Here is a 20694-nt window from a genome sequence, read left to right as displayed (position 1 = left end):
CAAATGAAGATCAAAGCCAAGCTGCTGATCGGCTTCAGCGCGCTTCTGCTCATCCTGATGGCGCTGGCGTTGGTCGGATACGACCGCCTTCATTATATGAACAAACAGCTTGACAGCATCTATCAGGACCGTTATCAGAAGATCCGGGCCTCTTCCGGAATGCGCGGTGAAGTGAATGACATGGCCCGTATTCTGACAAACATTATGCTGAATCCTGATGTGAATATGAATGTGCAGCGCAATGAGATCGAGCAGAGCATAGCCAAGTCCAAGGAATATATAGCGCAGATGGGTTCCACGAAGAAGAGCGCGGAAGAGCAGCAGATGTTCGCGCGTATCGATGAGGCGACCGAGGCCTATTTTTCATATCAAGAACGCGTGTTGACCCTTCTGAATAACGGAGAAAGGGCGGCTGCGGGAGCCTACCGCAATTCGGTCGGCACGAATATTCAGAACGAAGTGCTGGCTAGCCTGAACAGTCTGGCCGAGTATGAGAATTTCAAGATCAGTGAAGAAATCGACAATGCCAAGAACAGCTACCAGAGTTCCATTCAAGTCGTTACTATGGTGATATTCGCAGGTCTGCTGCTTGGACTTGGCGTCATCTTGTGGGTGCTGCCTAGCATCACAAGGGGGCTGGCAGCCGTGTCCATGATGATCCGAAGCGTCGGCGCCGGGAATTTGAAAGAAATCCGCAATATTAAAGTTACCTCAAAGGATGAGTTCGGAGAGGTCTCCCGTATTTTTCAGGTCATGGCGGAAGAGATCGAGGAGAAGCAGGAAAGGGAAGCTCTCTATATCAAGGAACAGCAGGATCACTCCTGGCTTAACGCCAATGTGGCGCGGACTACGGAGCTTCTGCGCGGTGTGAACTCGCTCGAAGAGATTTCCCAGACCTTCGTGAATGAGTTCGCGCCGGTTGTCGGTGCGCAATTCAGCGCGATATATTTGAAAGAGAAGAATAAATCGAACAGGCTGGAGATCTACGGGGCGTATGCTTTTGACGAGAGCAAGCCAAAGAACGGCTTTGACCTTGGCAGCGGCCTTGTCGGCCAATGCGCGCTGGACAAAAAGCCGATTCTGCTGGAGAGCGCGCCGGATGATTATCTCTCGGTCGCTTCCGGCTTCGGAAGCTCATCTCCGGGCAATATTGCCATTTACCCGCTTCTATTCAATGACGAGTTGCTGGGCGTTATGGAATTTGCTTCGTTCAAGCCGTTTTCGGAGCTGCATTACGAGCTGCTGGAGCAGCTTGCCGCTAACCTGGCGGCCATCGTTAATACTACGACGCATCGTCTGGCGGTCGAGGAACTGCTGCGGGAATCGCAGGCCCTCACGGAAGAGCTGCAGTGCCAGTCCGAAGAACTGCAGACCCAGCAGGAGGAGCTTCGCCGCTCCAATGAAAATCTGGAAGAGCAGACGGAAGCACTTAAGCGTTCCGAGGAGCTGCTGCAGCGCCAGCAGGAAGAGCTGGAGCATTACAACAGCGAATTGGTGTCCAAGACGCGCTCGCTTGAGGAGCAGGTGGGACTCGTCGAAGAGCAAAAGGATGAGATTGAGAGTGCCCGGGCCCAACTGGAGAAGCAGGCCATGCAGTTGACCGTCACAAGCAGGTACAAATCCGAATTCATGGCGAATATGTCCCACGAGCTGCGTACTCCGCTGAACAGTCTGCTTATCCTGTCCCAGCTTTTGATGGAGAACAAAGAGGGCAATTTGACCGACAAGCAGGTGGAATTCTCCCAGACCATCCACACGTCCGGAGCGGATCTGCTTAAGATGATTGATGAAATTCTCGATTTGTCGAAAGTGGACGCGGGCAAGATGGAACTGAACCGCGAGAAAGTCGCCCTCACGGATCTGAAAACGTTCGTGAAGCAGAACTTTGCCCCGATGGCCCAGAAGAAAGGCCTTTCTCTGCGCCTGTCCTTCAACGAACCGCTTCCGGATCATATTATTACTGACGGCTACCGTCTGAAGCAGGTGCTCCGCAATCTCCTCTCCAATGCCTTCAAGTTTACGAATAAAGGCTTTGTGGAGTTTTCGGTAAGCCGGGCGGAAGAGAGGTCCCTGCCGGTGTATCTGCCGATGGACAGGGAGTATATGGCTCTGAGCGTCAAGGACAGCGGCATCGGCATACCGGCGGATAAGAAGGATTTGGTGTTTGAAGCGTTCCAGCAGGTGGACGGCACGACCAGCCGCAAATACGGCGGTACCGGCCTTGGCCTGTCCATCAGCCGCGAGTTGTCACGCTTATTGGGCGGAGGCATTATGCTGGAATCCCGCGAGGGCGCGGGCAGCGAATTCACGCTGTACCTGCCGGTCGCTCTCAATTACAGCCTGCTGCCGGGAGCGCAGGAATCGGCGGCAACCGGAGAAGCCGGCCTGCCGAGCCCTGCGATCGGCTATTTGCCCCCGGCCGCCACAGCCAAACCCGAGCCGGTCCGGGAGCACGAAGTATCGTTTGCGGATGACCGAGAGGATCTGTCTTCCAGCGACAAGGTGCTGCTGATTATAGAGGACGATGACAAGTTCGCCAAAGTGCTGGTGGATATGGCCCGAGCCCGTGGCTTCAAGACGATTGTCGCTCTTCGGGGAGACGCCGGGCTGCAAATGGCCCAGTCTTATTTGCCCGATGCGATCATCCTCGATATTCAGCTTCCCGTAATGGACGGCTGGTCGATTCTCAGGGAATTGAAAGGTGCCGCCAAGACCCGGCATATTCCGGTGCATGTCATTTCGGTGGGCGATGAAATCAAGCAGGGTCTGATGATGGGTGCAATCGCCTACTTAAGAAAACCTTCCAGCAGGGAAGCGCTGGAACGGGCATTCACGCAGATCGTGTCCTACACGGAGAGCAGTCTCAAGCATCTGCTGATCGTCGAAGACGACGAAATCCAGCGCCGCTCCATCATGGAGCTGATCGGCCACGACGATGTGGCCATTACCGCCGTCTCGACCGGAGGGGAAGCGCTGGGCGAGCTGCGCAAGCGGAAATACGACTGCATGGTGCTCGACCTCGTGCTGGGCGATATGGACGGCTTCGAACTGCTGGATCATATCCGCGACGACGAGGAGCTGAACGATCTGCCGATCATCATTTATACCGGCAAGGATCTGGACAGCAAGGAAGAGACAAGGCTGCGCAAATATGCGGAGTCCATCATCATCAAGGACGTGCGCTCGCCGGAACGGCTGCTTGACGAAACGACGCTGTTCCTGCACCGTGTCGAAGCGAACCTGCCGGAGGACAAACGGAAAATTTTGCAGAAGCTTCACAATAAAGAGGAGCTGTTCGAAGGCAAAAAGATACTGCTCGTCGACGACGATATCCGAAACGTCTTTGCCCTCTCCAGCGTGCTTGAAGCGTACCATATGGAAGTGAAGTTCGCGGAGAACGGCAGGGAAGCGCTGGAAATACTCGTGAACAATCCGGAGTTCGATCTCGTGCTGATGGATATGATGATGCCTGAAATGGATGGATACGAAGCTATGCGGCGGATTCGAGAAATGCCGCAGTTCTCCAAGCTGCCGATCATCGCGCTGACCGCCAAAGCGATGAAAGAAGACCGGGCCAAATGCATTGAGGCCGGGGCGTCCGATTACATGAAGAAACCGATCGATACGGAGCAGCTTCTTTCGCTAATGCGGGTGTGGTTGTATTCGTAATTCCCGATTTGGGGTAATACTCTTACAGACAGAACAATCAGCCGCCTACCAGAAGACGGCGAGCGCAAGGGAGCCGGGATAAGCATGGTAGCAACAGAACGAGGAAGCGATGAACTGCCCCTTGCAGGGACCGACAAGAACGAATTGGAAAATATTGAAATCGAACTGTTGCTCAGCGGCGTTCATCGCCTGTATGGATATGATTTCAGGAATTATGCGCTGCCTTCCCTGAAGAGGCGTATCTGGCATCATGTTCATGCGGAGAACCTGTCCAGCATCTCCGCGCTGCAGGAGAAGGTGCTTCATGACCGGACCTGTTTTGAGCGGTTCATCTACAGCCTTTCCATACCGGTTACGGAGATGTTTCGGGACCCCGGCTTGTTCATGGCTTTCCGCCAGAAGGTCGTTCCTCTGCTGAGGACCTACCCGTACATCCGCATCTGGCATGCCGGCTGCTCCACGGGCGAAGAGGTCTACTCCATGGCGATACTGCTCCAGGAGGAAGGCTTGTACGACAAGGCGCGTATTTACGCCACCGATATGAATAACCGTTCGCTTCAGCAGGCCAAGGAAGGCGTGTACGAAATCAGCAAGATGAAGCAGTATACCAAAAACTACTTGGAAGCCGGCGGAAAACACGCCTTCTCCAAGTATTATACGGCGAAATACAATTCGGTCATCTTTCAGCCTGACTTGCGCAAAAATATTATTTTTGCCGAGCATAATTTGGCGACCGATACCTCATTCAACGAATTTAATGTCATATTTTGTCGAAATGTGATGATTTACTTTAACGATGAGCTTCGGGACCACGTCCACGGCTTGTTCTGCGAGAGCCTCAGCCGGTTTGGAGTGCTTGTTCTCGGAGCGAAAGAGTCCATTCATTTTACCAGGTACAGCGACAGCTACGAGCCCCTGGACAGAGTGGAAAAAATCTATCGTAAAGTCAAATGATGTCTTAGGAGGGGCTTATGGGGGTTCAAGAACCGATTCATATCCTGCTGGTAGACGACCGTCCGGAAAACTTGCTGGCGCTTGAGGCGGTCCTTGAAAGCCAGCAATACAAATTAATAAAGGCAAACTCCGGAGAAGAGGCGCTGAGATGTCTGCTGAGGCATGAATTCGCCGTTATCGTTCTTGATGTTCAGATGCCGGGAATGGACGGGATTGAGACCGCCAAACTGATCAAGTCAAGGGACAAGACCAAGGATATTCCGATTATTTTTATTTCGGCCAACAGCAAGGAAGCGGAGCATCTGTTTGCCGGATATTCCGCAGGGGCCATCGACTATATGGTTAAGCCGTTTATCCCGCAAATTCTGAAATCGAAAATCGAAGGCTTTGTCGACATGTTCCTGACGACCAAGAAGCACCAGACCCAGTCGATGCTGCTCCAGCAGAAGACGCAAGAATTGGAGCGGATCAACCAGGAGCTGATCAAGGCGAAGGAAGATGCGGAAATCGCCGCAAGGGCAAAGACTGAATTTTTGGCCATGATGAGCCATGAAATACGCACACCGATGAACGGGGTCGTGGGGATGATCGACCTGCTGATGGAAACGGCGCTGACAACGGAGCAGCAGGAATACGCAGAAATCATCCGCAGGAGCGCAGACACTCTCGTCACCGTCATTAACGATATTCTTGATTTTACGAAGATGGAATCCGGCAAAATGGAAATGGAAGTCCAGCTGTTCGAACTTCGGAACTGCATTCAGGAGGTCTTCAGCCTGTTCTCCGCGGAAGCGGGTAAAAAGAACCTGGAGCTGGCCTTCTTTATCGACCACAGGCTGCCGGAGGTGCTGTACGGGGATATGGCGCGGCTTCGCCAGGTGCTGATGAACCTGGTGTCGAATGCCGTCAAGTTCACCAATCAAGGCGGGGTTTATTTGGTCGTATCCGGCGCGAAGAGAGGAGATAACGAGATTGTTGTCGAATTTACGGTCAAGGATACCGGCATCGGCATCTCTCCGGAAAAGCGCGACCGTCTGTTCCAGCCCTTCTCCCAGCTTGATTCTTCGATGACCCGGAAGTACGGAGGCACAGGCCTGGGTCTTGCCATCTGCAAATCGCTGGTGGGCATGATGGGAGGCGATATTCGGGTGGAATATATGGAAGAAAAAGGGGCCGCCTTCGTGTTCACCATTGTGGCGGGAGTCCCGGAGGATGATCCGCGCGGAGGCGGTCGGCCTGAGAAGAAAGAGGCTGAAGTTCCGCTCCGCCAGGAAGGCCAATACAAAGTGCTTGTTGTAGAAGATCATCCTATCAACCAAAAGCTGATGGTCAGCATGCTGGAGAAGCTGGGAGTGAAGGCGGATGTGGCCGAGGATGGGCGTCAGGCCACCGGCTTGGCGCTATCCCGTCCATACAATCTGATATTTATGGACCTCCACATGCCCCGAATGGACGGACTCGAGGCGACGCGAGAGATTCGGCGGGGAAAAAAGCAGGAGTTCGGGTCCCCTGTTATTATCGCCATGACGGCCAATGTCATGGACGGCATTCAGAGCCGCTGCCTGGCCGCCGGCATGGACGATTATATCAGCAAGCCGCTCAAACTGAGCAGCCTCAAACAAATTTTGTCCCGATATTCCGGCGAGGAAAGCCTGGATCACGACCGGGATACCACGTCGAATCCCGCCTGATCCAGCAGTTACCAGGGAACGAAGTCCGATTTTTTTGTTTCAAGAGTATGTCTTAAGGGTTATTGGTAAAGAAAACATTAATCAGGAGAGATTGTCTATGAATACACATAAGAGTGAAAAGTTTCATGCAACGACCAAGACCGAAGGCAGTGTCTGCACAGTCTACTTAAGCGGAGAGCTCGATTTGTCGGTTGCTCCCGATTTCCGGCTGGTAATGGAGCCGCTAGTGGGGGATACAGCGCTTGATCTTGTCATTAACATGAAAGAATTGAAGTATATCGACAGCACGGGAATAGGAATTCTCTTGTCGATCCTCAAGGCAAGACACGGGATGGATGTCAAATTCACCGTGGAGGAAGTTCCGCCGCAAATTCAGAAGCTGTTTGATATGACAGGGATCGCCAAATTTTTCGCCTCCCAAGAGAATTCCCACTAGGAAAGGACCGAACATAGAATGAGTGATGATATACAAAAAGTGATACTTCAGTTGCCGGCCAGCGCGGAATATGTCGATATTGTTAGACTCAATTTGTACGGAATCGCTTCTAAGATGGGCTTTTCGTACGAGGATATAGAAGATATGAAGGTAGCCGTTTCCGAGGCTTGCAACAATTCCGTTCTTTACGCTTACGATCAGGTGGATGGATTTGTCGATGTCATCTTTGAAGTAAGTGCGGACGCTCTGTCTATCACTGTCAAAGACGAGGGGGAGAGCTTTGACAATGTGGCATCCGAAGAACGCATCACCCTGCATGACAAGGAACTGAGCGATGTTCAAGTCGGGGGGCTGGGCTTCTATCTGATGCAGGCGCTTATGGATGAGGTTAACGTAATAAGCGAGTCGGGAAAGGGGACAGTCGTAACTTTGACCAAAAGACTACTTCTCAGCGAGGAGAGAGTATGAGTGAAAGAGTGACTCCCCCAGAGTCCATGGACGAATCCGTTTCTCTCATTTGGGAATATCAGCAGACCAAGGATAATGATATTGCCACGACTTTGATTCAAAAATATGAACCTATGGTCAAAATGGCTGCCGGGAAGATTGCCCGCAACCGCCCCGACTTGTATGAAGACCTGTACCAGGTTGGCCAGATGGCTCTCATCCGCCTTCTGCAGCAGTACGATATCAGCTTGGGTATTCCTTTCGAACCGTATGCCATGAAGAGCATGATTGGGCATATGAAAAATTTTCTCCGCGATAAATCCTGGTACATACAGGTTCCGAGACGCATCAAAGAAAAAGGCGCATTGGTTCAGCAGGCGATTGACGAGCTAACCGTCAAGCTGGAGCGTTCTCCGGATGTGGGCGAAATCGCACACTACCTGGATCTGTCGGTGGAGGAAACGGTCGAAGTGCTTGCAGGCAGGGAATGCTATCATTACGTTTCTCTGGATTCTCCGCTGTCTCAAGAAGAGACCGGCGCAACGCTGGGCGAACTGATCAGCTCGGACGCGAATGACTACGATACCGTAGAGCGGCGTATGGACCTTCAGCAGGCGCTTGGACAGCTGAAGGAGCAGGAGCAGAAGGTGCTGCTGCTGGCCTTCCAGGAAGGACAGTCCCAGCGGGCAATCGCCCAGAAGCTGGGTGTATCGCAGATGAGCGTATCGCGAATCCAGAAGCGGGCGACCGAGAAGCTGAAGCAGATCATGTCCAATTCCTCTTACTGATGGAATGGACAAGCGGCTTTCCCGACTAATAAAGGGTATGTGTTCTCCTGAAAGGAGGCTCATGCCCTTTATTAGTGTTCGGGAGAGTATGGCATGCCGAAGCGCATCTTCCTTTCGAAGACTGAGCGTAAAACCAAGGCCCGCCGAAGTTCCCGGTCAGATCCGGAACTTCGGCGGGCTGGATTGCGGTACGGCATGCTTCAGCTGTTGGCATCAGCTGTTGGCATCAATGTACTTTTTGATTTCGGCCAAGTACTCGCCGATGACCGGCACATTGACGAACAGGCTGATAATGTAGCCCAGTAAACCGAGAATGATAAATGTGCCTAGCGATAGCCCCAAGCCGCGGGAAATGCCGGCCATCAGGTTCGTAATGATCCGCTTTTTGGGATCTGTATAATTCTCCAGTATATCTTTGAACTCCGATTTCTCCAGCGAATCTGCGATTTTGTCCAGCCTGGCATTTAGCCGCTTCACTTCATGGCGGAGTTCAAACGGGTGATCGTCCACTTCGTAGGTTTTCGTTTTTTCAGTCGGATTTCCCATAAAGTTCCCTGCTTTCTTATAGCCGAACCGGCCTTATATTTTTACGATAGTTCTACGAGAAATAGGGCTGTCCTATAAAGGACGGCGAGCCGTTTCTTCTGGTCCATGGAGTGAGGCGCCATACATGCCAACAGCCAGCTGATCGCAGCTGGCTGTTGGCTGAGCAAGGATAAAGCTTGAAGCTTAAAGCAACCGCTTAATAAGTTGATTTATAGGAAGCTTTGACCCCGTCCGAGGCGTCCTTCGCTTCTTCGGAGACATCCTCGGAAGCGTCTTTGGCCTGATCGGCGACCTTCTTTGAAGCATCCTTGACGTCTTCGCTTACCTCTGCGGAAGCGGAACTGACGGTATCGGAAACATCTTTTCCGGTTTCCTGCAAGGTGGCGGCTATTTGCTGCTTGCTGTCGCTGACGGTTGTCAGGATATCTGAAGCTTTAGACGAGACGGTGCTGGCCAAGTCGGATGCTTTGGCGGTTACGGTGCTGGCAAGATCCGACGCCTTTCCGCCGACTGTCGAAGCGAGCGTTTTCGTCTTGTCGCTGACCTTGCCGGAAATTTCTTTCGTTTTGTCGGTCGCCAGAGTCAGCTTGTCGGACAGGTCGCTGCGCATTTCGCGTCCCGGTTTGGGCGCAAAGAGGAGCGCCGCCGCTGCACCGAGCAGGCCACCGATTAAGACTCCTTTTGCAAAAGTCCCGCCGCTTTGTACTGGATATTCTGTTTCTGCTTTATTCATCACAAATCACTCCTCATTAGAATAATGTGAATCCAAAATCAGGTGGCGCGTCGCAGTAGTCTGGAAATCAAACCCAGCAGAAATATGAACAGCATGGTACCGATAATTGCCGGAATGACGGCGAAATTACCGATCACAGGGCCAAAGCTGCCGAATAAGTATGCTCCCAGCCAAGCGCCGATAAAGCCTGCAACCATCGAGCCGATGATCCCGCCGGGCATATCGCCTCCGGCTATAGCATCACCTATAATGCCGATGACGATTGCCATCACGATGCTGATGATGATTCCCCACATACGATCGCCTCCTTTGTTTGGAAATCGTAGTACGATGAGTTCATCTTACTTCGTATATAAACTTGGGCGAATGTGCTGAAACAGCGGAAGCGTACGGGAAAGATTGGAGAAGGATAACTGAGGAAACGGAATGAACGGGCGCTAATATATAGGGTAAACCGTCCTTTTTGAACCTTTACAAACGGCGTCATTTGACTGCTAGATTATATAGTTCTTTCAAAATGATGCATTAATAACTTACAATACTATTCACTAATAATAGGAAACCACATAGAGAAAGAGGAGAGACCAGCATGGAGACGGTTTTGGTAAAAGAGTATCGGGCCAATCTGATGGAATGCGCCCACAGCGGGCACATCGCAATGGTGGGGGAGAACGGCGTGTTGAAAGGCTATGCAGGGGACCCCGGCTTTGTGTCCTTCACCCGTTCTTCGGCAAAGCCGCTGCAAGCGATCCCGGGCATACGCGGCGGAATTGCCGGCAAGTATGGTCTGAGCGCGGCCGAAATCGCCCTCATGACCGCCTCGCACCGCGGAGAGGACTATCATCTTCAAGCGCTGGAGAGTATTTCCGCCAAGACAGGCATCACGGAAAATTGCATGATCTGCGCTTCCAGCTATCCGCTTGACGAAGGCAGCCGCGAGGAGGCAGTCCGCGGCAAGGGCAAGCGGAAGCTGTACCATAACTGCTCCGGCAAGCATCTGGGGCTGCTGTCTTACAGCAAATCAAAGGCGTTGCCGCTGGAAGGATACGCGAAGCCGGACCATCCGGTTCAGCGGGAGGTTCTTCAAACGGTCGCTTACATGGCCGGCCTGTCCCCAAAAGACATCAGCTTGGGAACGGACGGATGCGGGTTGCCGGTGTTCGCGCTGCCTTTGACGGGACTGGCTCATGCCTATTTAAAGCTCTCCTGCCCCGAACTGATCGAAGATATCGCGACGAGAGAGGCGGTAAAGCTGATTACATCGTCTATGCATGCCCATCCGGAGATGGTGGCCGGACACGGACGGCTGGATTCTCTGCTGCTTGAGGACGACAATATTATAGCCAAAGGCGGTTTCAAGGGAGTATACTGCTTCGGGCTGCGAAACGAGCGTCTTGGATTTGCCTTTAAAATACTGGACGGCTCCGAGGAAGAATGGGGGCTGATTGTGCGCAGCATTTTGGAGCAGATCGGTTATGGCAACCGGGCGACGCTAAGAAAGCTGGAGGCTGCCTTCCCAAGCGATATCGAGAATGACGAGGGCATGCATGTCGGCCGTGCGGAAACGGTGTTCAAACTTGAACTCATATGAAGGGAAGCGTGATTGAGCCAGACGCGGATCGGGTAAAAAATACATAATTAAAGCGCCTATTTACTAGATTCAAAGGTTTGCCCTTGCCGAAGGCCAAGGGGAGCTTCTTACATCTTTGGAGGTGCGTAAATTATGATTAAAGTGGTGACATCCGCGGAAAGGCACACTTCGAATAGAGAGTGGATACACAGTGAATTCAGTTTTTCTTTTGCCGATTATGACGATCCCAGCAACGCCCATTTCGGCTGTCTGCTGGCGCATAACGAAAATGAGCTTAAGCCGAAGCAGGGCATGCACAGGCATCCCCATCACGATTTGGAAATTATAACCTATGTTGTATCGGGGATACTGCGGCACGAGGATGACCTTGGCAACAAGGCCGATCTTCAGGCGGGCTCGGTTCAGGTGATGAGTGCGGGAACGGGGATCAGCCATTCGGAGACGAACCCGTCCGAGACGGAAAATGTACGGTTCCTGCAAATTTGGCTGCTGCCGAATCGGGCGGGACTTCCGCCCAAGTGGAATGCCAAGTATTTTCCGCCGGACTCTAGGCGGAACACACTTCTTCCCGTAGCTGCCGGGAACGGAGCCGACGGCGCCCTGGCCGTCCATGAGAATGCCGCCGTCTATCTGGCGACGCTTGCGACCGGCAGGGAACTCATCTACCCGCAGACGGAGGAACGGCGCACCCATGTGTTTCTGATGGACGGCCACGCGGAAATTCATTGCTCGGACGGCCATTTCCACTTGAGACCCGGCGATGCCGCCCGCATCCGCAAATGCTGCGATCTGAAGATTAAGGGAATGAGCAGCGAAGGCAATGCGGAGCTTATCTTAATCGATCTTCCTTGACATAGGACCGGAAAAATAAGATCGAAACGAAAAATACAGGCCCCTTGTGATCGACCCCGATTTTCACGGATCGATAACAAGGGGCCTTGTTCACTGCAGAAAGTTTCTACTTCCGCAAGCGTCCCAGCTCGGAGACAAGAGCCTCCACCTGAGCGATGCTGAGCCGTTCGCTATCCATAACGACTTCGTAAATGTCCCGGATATCCTCATATTTGTCCAGCGAGAAGGCGGAAGACTGCATCGCGGCGGCGCTGGCCATTTTCAGCTTGGTCTTGATGCACTCGATCATATATTCGACATTGCTCTGGGTCGGGTTCGATAAATCCATGATGTTCGCGTTCATCCTTTCTACGCATTAATCTATGTATTTTACCATGGTTAACGCCGCAGACACCATATTTGTTCCCGAAATTAATTTATCGTAAAATGGATGGAACAAAAATTTCATTATCAAAGGGGGAAACGCAGGGCATGGCAATCAGGGAACAAGGGCCGGGAGGCCAGAAGCGAAAGATGGATGCCGGCGGCCTGACCGCTTTCTTTCGCGAAATCCGGGAACTGCATACACCGGATGAGGTTACCTTCCTGTGCGTCGGTACGGACCGGTCTACCGGTGATTCGCTTGGACCGTTGACGGGAAGCCGGCTGCTGGAATATGGATTTCCCCATGTGATCGGCACGCTGCCATCCCCTTGCGATGCAAATAACCTGACGAACAGAATTGATGAAATCCCCTTGGAGCATGTCGTCATTGCCATAGATGCCTGCCTCGGTCCGTATGCGGCCGTTGGTTGTTATTTCGTCTCCATGGAACCGCTGCACCCGGCCAAATCCGTAGGCCTGGTTCTGCCCGCAGTAGGTCATTACAGCCTGGCCGCCGTCGTCGACGCGAACGGACCGAAGCCGTACCGGACACTTCAGACAACGCCACTGCACCGGGTGATGGGTATGGCCGGAACAATTGCCGCCGCAGCGGCGGCGGGATTCGGGATCTCCCGTTGAAGGCGTTTCAATCTTGTCCAATTGGCTTAAATAATGATTACCGATCAGGTACATATAAGAAGAAAGAAGGAAGCTGTCATGGAAACGGTGCGTTGTGAAGGAAGCCCCATTTGTTACAACGATCAAGGGCAGGGTGAAGTTCTTGTTCTGCTCCACGGTTTCTGCGGCAGCGCGGAATACTGGGAGAAGGTCATTCCGATTCTAAGAGGAAGCTACCGCGTCATTGCCCCCGACCTGCGTGGGCACGGTTCTTCCGATGCGCCGCTTGGCGCCTACACTATCGAACAAATGGCCGATGACGTTCTGTATCTGCTGGATGCGCTGGACATTCCCAAGGTTACGCTGCTGGGCCACTCGCTGGGCGGTTATGTCACCCTTTCGTTCGCGCAGCGGCATGCCTCGCGTCTGAACGCCTTCGGTCTGATCCACTCCACGGCATACCCGGACAGCGATGAGGCGAAGGAGAAGCGGCTCATCGCTGTCGCTACCATCCAGTCGCAAGGCATTACGGACTTTGTGGACGGATTCGTGCCCGGAATATTCGCACCGGAGACGGCCAAGTCCTCGCCGGAGCTGCTGCAGCGGGCCCGGGAAATCGGCTATAAGACGCCGCCTCAGGGCGCGGCGGGAGCCGCTTTGGCGATGCGGGAACGTCCCGACCGGCGCGATGTGATCTCCGCCAGCGGGCTGCCGGTGCTGCTTGTGGCTGGGGAGAAGGACGGCCTTGTGCCGCTGGAGAAGACCTTTACCGCGGACAAACCGAACGTTACGAAGACGGTCATTGCCCGGGCAGGCCATATGAGCCTGTTTGAAGAACCCGAGCAGCTAGCCGATGTGATCAAGGATTTTGCCGCCGTGCTGGTAAAATAACGATGGATGCATAAAAAGAGGGCGCATGCCCTATATTCTCACGAAAAACGGTACCGTCCCCTAGAGGATGGTACCGTTTCTAATTTTGGCATGCATTACAATCTAATTTGGCATGCGCATGAGATTTCCGGGGCATTCGATTGCAGCGGCAAGCACAGCGGCTTCGCCCCAGGCCCAGGGAGCATGGTGGAATTGCGCAGGGGAATGGTTTAAGATAAGGCGTGAAGCTATGCTGCGGAGGAGGCGAAACGGATGTTCCGTAGAGATTACATCGTCCGGATGATCGAGGATATGACGGGGATGATCGCCAAAGTATTCGTTCTAAAACAGGAGCGCAAGACAACTGAAGCGTTATGGGAAGTAGACGAACTGCTGAACAAGCATTTCAGATTAAACTCCCGCCTGCTGAATTCGCTGTCCGTGGAGGATATTATCGAAATGTTCCGCCTCGGCGGAGGAATAGAAGTCGACAAGCTCCAGGGGATGGCCCGTCTGCTGTATGAGGAAGGGACCATATATGCAGCAGCGGGCAATCTTCCCGAATTGCTGCCCCGGCTGATGAAGGCGCTGCACCTGTACCTGTATGCCGCGCTTCACGGTGCCGACCGCGAATTGCTGGGCTTGCCGAAGGAGATTGACGATTGTTTGAAAGATATCGAAGCCTACCGTCTTCCGGTGAAGACCGAGCGGCTTCTCATGTCCTATATGGAATCCGTCGGACGCTATGGCAAGGCGGAGGATTCGCTGTACCGATTGATGGAACAGGGTAAGGCGACCGAAAAGGAAGGCGAGGAGCTGTATGACCGTCTGCTTGAAAAAGATCCCGGCGAGCTGGAACGGGGTAATCTCCCTCTGGAAGAAGTAAGACAGGGCCGGCAAGAATGGTTGAAATTGAACCGACAGACAAAGGAGACGGGTGTCTAATGAGCGTTCCCATTTATATCGTCGATGCTTTTACCGAGCATGCCTTTGCGGGCAATCCGGCTGCGGTATGCCTGCTGGAGCAGCCTGTCTCGGAAGAGTTCATGTCGCTGACGGCGGCGGAAATGAATCTGTCGGAAACGGCGTTTCTGTGGCCGGAGAACGGTGGAGGCTACCGGCTGCGCTGGTTTACACCTGCAGCCGAGGTGAAGCTGTGCGGGCATGCCACGCTCGCCAGCGCCCATATCCTCTGGGAGACCGGACGTCTTCCGCGTGAGAAGCGGGCGGAATTTCACACACTGAGCGGCCTGCTTACGGCAGAGCGGAGCGAAGGAGGAATTACGCTTTGCTTTCCCGCTTACGATCTGATCCCGGCGGAGCCGATGCCGGGGCTGGCCGCCGCGCTGGGAGCGGAAACGGAGGACATTAAGGAAGTATTTTTCTATGCCGATAACGCGCTGGTCCGCCTCCGGGATGAGTCTATGCTAAGGAGCCTAAGTCCGGATTTTTCCGCACTGAAGAGCCTGCTGCCCCGCGCCGTTGCGGTAACCGCCGAAGGAGGCGGAGAGGGCATCGACTTTGTCTCCCGTTTCTTTGCGCCCGGCATCGGCGTGAACGAAGACCCCGTAACCGGCTCCGCGCATACGGCTCTCGCCCCTTACTGGGCGGACAAGCTGAAGCGCCGGGAGCTGACCGCTTATCAGGCATCCCGGCGCGGCGGCGTACTCAAGCTGAAATTAAGCGAAGACAAGGTCTTCCTGACCGGACATGCGGTGACAGTTGTCAGCGGATTGTTTCATGCCCGGCCCTAGCGGGCGGGGAATCCAAGGGGATCAAGCCGTCAGCCGCGAAGATGCCGTAGGCTCCATTTTAATAACATGAAAGCGGGTTGTGATTGTGGAATCCCTGAATACTCTGATTGAACGCTTAATCGAAGGACGTTCCCTGATTGCTGGAACCCTGAGCCAGCTGCGCAAAAAGGAAGGGGCCTCTTTTTCGAAAGTGGGCATCAAGCCTGTGCAGCTAAAAAACGGATTGCATTACCAGTTTGCCTATTATACCGGCTCCCAGGTGGAGCATAGGAATATCCCCGCCGAATCCGCGGCGGATGAGCTGAAATTGCTGCTGGGCGATGTCTTCCGGCAGGGACTGCTCTGTACGGAGGAAGCGGATTACCAGGTGCTGATCAGCAAAAAGCAAAAAGCGACAATCCTCACCAAACCGCCAACGAAAAAAGCCGCCGCCGACCTCTCCCATAACCGGCGCAAACAGTATGTGCTGGAGGAGGGCGAACCGGTGCCGTTTCTGATCGAGCTTGGCATTATGAACGACAGCGGAAAGGTGCATGCCAAGAAATATGACAAGTTCCGCCAGATCAACCGGTTCCTTGAGATGGTGGAGGACGTGCTGCCTTCTCTCCCGGCGGGCAGGCCGCTGACGATCGTTGATTTCGGCTGCGGCAAATCGTATTTGACGTTTGCGCTGTATCACTATTTGGCTGTTCGGGAAAAGCGGGAGCTGAACATTGTCGGACTTGATCTCAAAACCGATGTGATTGCGCATTGCAGCGCTCTTGCGGACAAGCTGGGATATGACAAGCTCCGCTTTCTTGTTGGCGACATCGCCGAATACAACGAACTGGACCGGGTCGATATGGTTGTCACGCTGCATGCCTGCGATACCGCAACTGATGCCGCGCTGGAAAAAGCGGTCCGCTGGGGCGCCTCGGTCATCCTGTCGGTTCCCTGCTGCCAGCATGAGCTATTCGCCCAGATCGAGAACGAAATCATGGAGCCGCTGCTGTCGCACGGCATCCTCAAGGAGCGCTTCTCCGCCCTGGCGACCGACGCGATCCGGGCGAAGCTGCTGGACCTGATGGGCTACCGTACCCAATTGCTCGAATTTATCGACATGGAGCACACGCCCAAAAATATTTTGATCCGCGCGGTCAAAAGCGGCAGCGGCGACAGCGATGCAAAATGGCGTGAATATACGGCATTCCGCGATTTTTTGGGAGCGAAGCCTTATCTGGAGCGCGTGTGCGCCGATCTGCTTCCCACAGCCCAAACCGTACCGAAGAGCCATTAAAAACCTGCCGAACATCATATACGCCATATACGCCATATACGCCATATACGCCGATATCGGTAACGAAACGGGCAGCCTTCTGAATAGGAGGCTACCCGTTTCTGTTATAGCAGCCGCAAAGCAAGCGCGGGAATGAAGTGATTTACAATAGTATTTAACAGCCAACGGGGATAAGCCCTCCTTCCTAAAAATTTGTACTTATCTTTGCTGAAAACCGCTTGTCGATGTCGGTGCTCCTCTACTTTACGCACTCCTTGTAAGAGCTTCAATGTCTTTTTCGGGCCAAAAACCGAAACGGAGCGCTTAGGAATTAAAGGGAAAAACGCTATCTAAATTCAGTGTTTTTCTTCATTTCTTTGGTTTAAATGGAATTCTTCCATCTAATTCCGGGGGAGAAGGGTATGGGAGAGTTTTTAAGCCGAATTAACGGGATAAAATCCCTCTAAACTCCAGTTTATTTGATTTTACCCTGAATAAGCTGGAGTTTTTCCTTATAATTTTGCAATGACGCAGACAACGAGTCTTATACTTGCCGGGCTATCGCCAGCGTTCGACAGCAAGGCGATGAGCCGCAGGATTGGCAACGCTTTCCGCGATCTTAATGGGCATCGGCGTTCTGTCCTGCACGTTGCCGACCACCTCCTTTTCCGATTTTAACGAGGATGTCCGGGAGATTATGAATGGTAATTCATTTTTACCTGAACTCTATCGGTTGTTTGTCTACTGGTTAAGCCTGTTGGTCTGGTGGCTTGGTTGTGGCAGTGGGAGTACCGGAGGCAGCCTGTTGCGGTTGTGCACCTGCGCTTGAGAGAAGGTTGTTTCCCTGAGGAAAAAAACGGCAACAATGAAGCTAACCAACAATATGGGAGACAGGGCGATGCGAAAGAGCGGTGGGCACAGCCGATGGGCTGCGAAGTTACAGTTGAGGGATATATGCGCGGCAATGGCCGCGGGGCTTGCGGCTGTCGCCTGTATGAAGCGGGGGCTGTTTTTCCCGGAGGACGGGTATCCCATTTGGACGATCTGGTTCCTGCTGTGCGGAGCCGCTGCGGCCAGCCTTCTCCAAGGAGGAGGGGAGCGGCGGCTGGGAGGACTCCGGCATACCGGCGAGATGCAGACATTGGGGAGGAGAATGGCGGTCAGCCTGGCCAAGGAAGGGAAGAGCGGACAGGCGTGGAAAGAGATTTGGGCTCAGGCCATGATGCTTAGCGGCCCTGTTGTGATGATTATTCTGTATGCCGCCGGGTGGATAAGAGGTCCCTTATCCTCACAGGGGACGATGAACGAACTGCTGCGCTGGAGCGGATTCGCCAGCTTCGCCATCCTGGTCTGGACGGCCGCGTCGGGTTACAGCGCAGGCCGGCTGCTCTGGGCAGCCTGGCATGCGGTGGGCATGCTTCTATGTTTGAGCGGACTGCTTGCCTTTTGCGGGGCGCTCCCAATCCCGTATGCGGTATTGCATAGCGCCTCGCCCGAAGTCAGCGCTGCGGGCGCAAGGCTAGGAGGGCTGCTTCAATATCCGAACGCCTTCGGCGCGGCGATGGCCGTTTTTCTGCTGGAGCGGCTGTTCGCGGCCGCTCAAAGCTGCGCCGATCATAGTGGTAAGCGGCTCGAACGGAAGGGCGAGGGCGGAGGCGTTGCGTTTTTTTACCGGCGGGATGCCGGTCTCAGCCGGAAGGGTGAGGACGGAGGAGGCATACTTTCGGGCTGGACAGGGAGCGGCGGGAACGCCTCCGGTTGGAAGGGGAAGGGCGAAGAGCCGGTGGCAAAGCAAACGGAGCCCTTTGCCTTTGGCCGCCGCAGAACGGCCAAAGGACCCCTGCGCCGCGAGCTGCTGCGCTTGGCGCCGCTGTTCCCGTACGCCGCCGCGCTGCTGCTCAGCGAGTCGCGCGGCGCGTGGCTGGCGGCGGCCTGCGCCGCTGCCGCCGCCCTGCCCCTGCAGCGGCGGCTCGCCCTGCCGCTGCTTGCCGCCGGCGCCGCCCCCCTAGCGGCGGCGGCGCTGCTCTACCGCGGGCTGGCCGCCTTGCCCGCGCCTCCCCTGCCCGGCCTGCCGCTGCTGGCCGGGCTCTGGGCCGGCGCGCTGGCCGCCGGCCTGTGGCTGGGCCGCCGCGCGCAGCACGCGGCCGGCCGGGGGCGCGCCGCCGCGATGACGCTGGCGGCGCTGGCCTGGACGGCGGGCGGAGCCGCCGTCCTGACGCTCGTGCGCGCGCGGGGGACGGGACCGTCCTCGACGGTCGCCGCGCGCGGGCTGATGTACCGCGACGCTCTGCGGTTCGCGGCGGAGGCGCCCTGGCTGGGCCGGGGCGGGGAGACTTGGCGCAGCGCCTATCTCGCCGTCCAGTCCCGCCCCTATGTGGGCAGCCAGGTGCACAGCGGATACCTCGATCTCCTCCTGAACGTCGGAGTCATTGGAGCGGCGGCCGCCGCCATAAGCCTTTCGGCGGCGGGCTGGCTGATCAGCGCCCATTCCCGGCGGCTGCTGCCTCCTTTTCTGGTCATCATCCTGCACGGCGCCGTCGATTTCGACTGGAGCTACGGCCTGTTCTGGCTGCTGCTGTTCTGGCTGCCCGCGCTGGCCAGGGCCGAAGCCGCCGGGGCCGGAAGTCTTTCGGGCCGGCATCCATCCGCATGGAGACTGCCTGCAAAGATTCTCCCTGCGGAGCGCTCGCCCTTAAAGTATTTGACACCGGAGCATATGCCTACAGATCACCTATCCAGGTTTTCACCCCCGAAGCGTATGCGCCTAATTCCTGCATCCGCCGGGCACTCGTCCGCCGGGGGGCGGCGAAGAAACCATAACCTAAATCTGCTTGCCCGAAGGTTGACGGCGGCCGGAGTCTGCTGCCTGCTGTTTGCGCTCTGTCTCCTATCTTTCCGTGCTTACCGGGGAGAAGCACTGTACCGCGCGGCGGCATCGGCACGCCAGACGCAGGAGACGCTTGAGCTGCTGGACCGGTCGCTGGCCTGGAACCCGCTGTCTCCGAAGAGCGCCTTGGCCCTGTCTACTTTTGTTGAGCCGGAGTTGAGGGTGGAAATAATAACGGCAGGTCTTCGCTATTCGCCGATAGACCCTGCATTAACCTGGGCGATGGCCGAAGCCGTCTCGGAGACAGGGCCTCCGGGCGAAGCTTTGTACTGGCTGCGCCGGGGGCAGCGGCTTGACGTTTTTAATTACGTTAAACGAACCGAAGCCGTAAGGCGAATGCTGACGATGGGTGAGCGCTACCTGGCGGAGGGAGACGGAAGAGAAGCGCTGCGCTGCGCGAAAATGGGGCGGGAACTGCTGAGGCAGTATTTTTTGCTTGCGGCTGAAACAGCGGGAACGGCCCGGCACAACGACCGGGATTTTCGGTTTACAGCCGCAGCCCGCGCCCTTCATGAACGAATGGAAGCCCTGAAGCGGGAGGCTTCAGGGCTGAAGGGGCAGAGCAGGGAGGCCGAATCCTACGCTTTTAAGCGGCGGTAATCCGCCCACGAATATACACACGGGAATACGACGGCAAGCAGAAGCGCAGCGATCATGGTAAAGGAAAACCATTTTCCCGGAAGAAATGCGCTAATGATAATAACGAAGCCCGCCGCTAACCAGAGCGCTCCGGCGAGACGATGGGTTCTGCGCCACACTTCGGGACTGGCCAGCGTCCAGGGTGTCTTCACGCCGAGAAAGTAGTTGTCCTTAACCTGCGGCATGTAATTGCCGATGACTATAAATGCCGCTCCGAGCACGGCGATTCCAATTTTGGAGCCCGGCAGGGAGATGCCAAGTCCGTATAATACGGAAACGGCAAGTACAGAGTCGAAGATCAGGGATACGGCCAGGCGGATCATCGCATAGGCATTCTCGAATTTGGTATAGCGCTCTTTTTTCGGATCGAGGGAACGCGTAATCTGCATCAATACCGGCAGCAGAATCCCAAGCCCGCCAAACATCAAAATTACCGAGCTCTTTTTCCAAAATTCGTCGAATTCTCCAGAGATGCCGATATGAGCCGGGAGCTGCGCGGGCAGCCGGTGGTAATTGACCAGAGCGAATCCGACCGTAAGCAGACCTGCCGCAACGGCAACAGTGTCCTGCCACTTCCATTTGAAATTTTCCATCGCGTTAT

Annotated in this window: 20 protein-coding genes; 15 read left to right on the top strand and 5 right to left on the bottom strand. The window is 54.8% G+C overall.

Features of this window, described 5'->3' with window-relative positions; all coding sequences use genetic code 11:
- Positions 1-3: 3 nt before the first annotated feature.
- The 6 genes from EH198_RS18670 to EH198_RS18645 all read left to right on the top strand — a co-directional run bounded on the left by EH198_RS18670 (position 4) and on the right by EH198_RS18645 (position 7985).
- A complete protein-coding gene (locus tag EH198_RS18670) occupies positions 4-3669 on the top strand; it encodes a response regulator (RefSeq protein ID WP_124697041.1) in 3666 nt (1221 codons plus the stop codon).
- Positions 3670-3753: 84 nt separating this feature from the next.
- The gene (locus EH198_RS18665) at positions 3754-4623 is read left to right on the top strand and encodes a CheR family methyltransferase (RefSeq protein WP_124697040.1); all 870 of its coding nucleotides are present in this window, start codon (positions 3754-3756) and stop codon (positions 4621-4623) included.
- A gap of 17 nt (positions 4624-4640) precedes the next feature.
- Complete coding sequence (locus EH198_RS18660) at positions 4641-6314, top strand: response regulator (RefSeq protein WP_124697039.1); 1674 nt, start codon at positions 4641-4643, stop codon at positions 6312-6314.
- A 97-nt stretch (positions 6315-6411) separates the two neighbouring features.
- Complete coding sequence (locus EH198_RS18655) at positions 6412-6750, top strand: STAS domain-containing protein (protein ID WP_124697038.1); 339 nt, start codon at positions 6412-6414, stop codon at positions 6748-6750.
- A gap of 18 nt (positions 6751-6768) precedes the next feature.
- Positions 6769-7218, top strand: a complete 450-nt coding sequence (rsbW, locus tag EH198_RS18650; protein ID WP_124697037.1) for an anti-sigma B factor RsbW — start codon at positions 6769-6771, stop codon at positions 7216-7218.
- A complete protein-coding gene (locus EH198_RS18645; protein WP_124697036.1) occupies positions 7215-7985 on the top strand; it encodes a sigma-70 family RNA polymerase sigma factor in 771 nt (256 codons plus the stop codon). Before rsbW ends, EH198_RS18645 begins: the two co-directional genes overlap by 4 nt.
- Positions 7986-8198: 213 nt before the next feature.
- Here the strand turns inward: EH198_RS18645 and EH198_RS18640 are convergent, their stop codons facing one another.
- From EH198_RS18640 to EH198_RS18630, 3 genes are all read right to left on the bottom strand, one after another.
- Entirely contained in the window at positions 8199-8531 is a 333-nt protein-coding gene (locus EH198_RS18640; protein ID WP_124697035.1) for a DUF5665 domain-containing protein, read from the bottom strand.
- A gap of 196 nt (positions 8532-8727) precedes the next feature.
- A complete protein-coding gene (locus tag EH198_RS18635; protein WP_124697034.1) occupies positions 8728-9264 on the bottom strand; it encodes a YtxH domain-containing protein in 537 nt (178 codons plus the stop codon).
- Between the two features lie 38 nt (positions 9265-9302).
- Complete coding sequence (locus EH198_RS18630) at positions 9303-9560, bottom strand: GlsB/YeaQ/YmgE family stress response membrane protein (protein ID WP_124697033.1); 258 nt, start codon at positions 9558-9560, stop codon at positions 9303-9305.
- A 293-nt stretch (positions 9561-9853) separates the two neighbouring features.
- On the opposite strand from EH198_RS18630, the gene EH198_RS18625 reads away from it, so the two are divergent.
- A complete protein-coding gene (locus tag EH198_RS18625; protein ID WP_124697032.1) occupies positions 9854-10855 on the top strand; it encodes an asparaginase in 1002 nt (333 codons plus the stop codon).
- Between the two features lie 132 nt (positions 10856-10987).
- Complete coding sequence (locus EH198_RS18620) at positions 10988-11707, top strand: pirin family protein (RefSeq protein ID WP_124697031.1); 720 nt, start codon at positions 10988-10990, stop codon at positions 11705-11707.
- Positions 11708-11813: 106 nt separating this feature from the next.
- On the opposite strand, the gene EH198_RS18615 is transcribed toward EH198_RS18620, so the two are convergent.
- Positions 11814-12035, bottom strand: coding sequence for a DUF1128 family protein (locus EH198_RS18615; protein WP_124697030.1), 222 nt, complete (start codon positions 12033-12035; stop codon positions 11814-11816).
- 143 nt (positions 12036-12178) lie between these two features.
- Here EH198_RS18615 and yyaC point away from each other — a divergent pair, with 143 nt between their 5' ends.
- The 7 genes from yyaC to EH198_RS18585 all read left to right on the top strand — a co-directional run bounded on the left by yyaC (position 12179) and on the right by EH198_RS18585 (position 20054).
- Positions 12179-12709 (top strand): spore protease YyaC, encoded by a 531-nt coding sequence (yyaC, locus tag EH198_RS18610; protein ID WP_124697029.1) that lies wholly within the window; start codon positions 12179-12181, stop codon positions 12707-12709.
- A gap of 78 nt (positions 12710-12787) precedes the next feature.
- Entirely contained in the window at positions 12788-13579 is a 792-nt protein-coding gene (locus tag EH198_RS18605) for an alpha/beta fold hydrolase (protein ID WP_124697028.1), read from the top strand.
- 252 nt (positions 13580-13831) lie between these two features.
- Positions 13832-14503: a DUF6483 family protein gene (locus tag EH198_RS18600; RefSeq protein WP_124697027.1), complete on the top strand. Its 672-nt coding sequence runs from the start codon at positions 13832-13834 to the stop codon at positions 14501-14503.
- Positions 14503-15312, top strand: coding sequence for a PhzF family phenazine biosynthesis protein (locus EH198_RS18595; protein WP_124697026.1), 810 nt, complete (start codon positions 14503-14505; stop codon positions 15310-15312). The genes EH198_RS18600 and EH198_RS18595 overlap by 1 nt, the downstream gene beginning before the upstream one ends.
- 85 nt (positions 15313-15397) lie before the next feature.
- Complete coding sequence (locus EH198_RS18590; protein ID WP_124697025.1) at positions 15398-16588, top strand: class I SAM-dependent methyltransferase; 1191 nt, start codon at positions 15398-15400, stop codon at positions 16586-16588.
- Between the two features lie 601 nt (positions 16589-17189).
- Positions 17190-17396 carry a hypothetical protein gene (locus EH198_RS24385; protein ID WP_148091515.1) on the top strand — a complete coding sequence of 69 codons (207 nt, stop codon included), beginning with the start codon at positions 17190-17192 and terminating at the stop codon, positions 17394-17396.
- 36 nt (positions 17397-17432) lie between these two features.
- Complete coding sequence (locus tag EH198_RS18585; RefSeq protein ID WP_124697024.1) at positions 17433-20054, top strand: O-antigen ligase family protein; 2622 nt, start codon at positions 17433-17435, stop codon at positions 20052-20054.
- Here the strand turns inward: EH198_RS18585 and EH198_RS18580 are convergent.
- Positions 20033-20686, bottom strand: a complete 654-nt coding sequence (locus EH198_RS18580) for an SdpI family protein (RefSeq protein WP_124697023.1) — start codon at positions 20684-20686, stop codon at positions 20033-20035. The two genes, EH198_RS18585 and EH198_RS18580, sit on opposite strands and share 22 nt — an antisense overlap.
- Between the last annotated feature and the right edge of the window lie 8 nt (positions 20687-20694).

The organism is Paenibacillus rhizophilus, from assembly GCF_003854965.1.
GTDB classification, from domain to species: Bacteria; Bacillota; Bacilli; order Paenibacillales; family Paenibacillaceae; genus Paenibacillus_AQ; species Paenibacillus_AQ rhizophilus.
This window is presented reverse-complemented; position numbering and strand designations above follow the sequence as displayed.

What these genes read in the sequence shown, in the direction of transcription:
- EH198_RS18670 (WP_124697041.1), top strand. Translation starts at nt 4, where the DNA reads ATGAAGATCAAAGCCAAGCTGCTGATCGGCTTCAGCGCGCTTCTGCTC.
- EH198_RS18665 (WP_124697040.1), top strand. Translation starts at nt 3,754, where the DNA reads ATGGTAGCAACAGAACGAGGAAGCGATGAACTGCCCCTTGCAGGGACC.
- EH198_RS18660 (WP_124697039.1), top strand. Translation starts at nt 4,641, where the DNA reads ATGGGGGTTCAAGAACCGATTCATATCCTGCTGGTAGACGACCGTCCG.
- EH198_RS18655 (WP_124697038.1), top strand. Translation starts at nt 6,412, where the DNA reads ATGAATACACATAAGAGTGAAAAGTTTCATGCAACGACCAAGACCGAA.
- rsbW (WP_124697037.1), top strand. Translation starts at nt 6,769, where the DNA reads ATGAGTGATGATATACAAAAAGTGATACTTCAGTTGCCGGCCAGCGCG.
- EH198_RS18645 (WP_124697036.1), top strand. Translation starts at nt 7,215, where the DNA reads ATGAGTGAAAGAGTGACTCCCCCAGAGTCCATGGACGAATCCGTTTCT.
- EH198_RS18640 (WP_124697035.1), bottom strand. Translation starts at nt 8,531, where the DNA reads ATGGGAAATCCGACTGAAAAAACGAAAACCTACGAAGTGGACGATCAC.
- EH198_RS18635 (WP_124697034.1), bottom strand. Translation starts at nt 9,264, where the DNA reads ATGAATAAAGCAGAAACAGAATATCCAGTACAAAGCGGCGGGACTTTT.
- EH198_RS18630 (WP_124697033.1), bottom strand. Translation starts at nt 9,560, where the DNA reads ATGTGGGGAATCATCATCAGCATCGTGATGGCAATCGTCATCGGCATT.
- EH198_RS18625 (WP_124697032.1), top strand. Translation starts at nt 9,854, where the DNA reads ATGGAGACGGTTTTGGTAAAAGAGTATCGGGCCAATCTGATGGAATGC.
- EH198_RS18620 (WP_124697031.1), top strand. Translation starts at nt 10,988, where the DNA reads ATGATTAAAGTGGTGACATCCGCGGAAAGGCACACTTCGAATAGAGAG.
- EH198_RS18615 (WP_124697030.1), bottom strand. Translation starts at nt 12,035, where the DNA reads ATGGATTTATCGAACCCGACCCAGAGCAATGTCGAATATATGATCGAG.
- yyaC (WP_124697029.1), top strand. Translation starts at nt 12,179, where the DNA reads ATGGCAATCAGGGAACAAGGGCCGGGAGGCCAGAAGCGAAAGATGGAT.
- EH198_RS18605 (WP_124697028.1), top strand. Translation starts at nt 12,788, where the DNA reads ATGGAAACGGTGCGTTGTGAAGGAAGCCCCATTTGTTACAACGATCAA.
- EH198_RS18600 (WP_124697027.1), top strand. Translation starts at nt 13,832, where the DNA reads ATGTTCCGTAGAGATTACATCGTCCGGATGATCGAGGATATGACGGGG.
- EH198_RS18595 (WP_124697026.1), top strand. Translation starts at nt 14,503, where the DNA reads ATGAGCGTTCCCATTTATATCGTCGATGCTTTTACCGAGCATGCCTTT.
- EH198_RS24385 (WP_148091515.1), top strand. Translation starts at nt 17,190, where the DNA reads ATGGGCATCGGCGTTCTGTCCTGCACGTTGCCGACCACCTCCTTTTCC.
- EH198_RS18585 (WP_124697024.1), top strand. Translation starts at nt 17,433, where the DNA reads ATGAAGCTAACCAACAATATGGGAGACAGGGCGATGCGAAAGAGCGGT.
- EH198_RS18580 (WP_124697023.1), bottom strand. Translation starts at nt 20,686, where the DNA reads ATGGAAAATTTCAAATGGAAGTGGCAGGACACTGTTGCCGTTGCGGCA.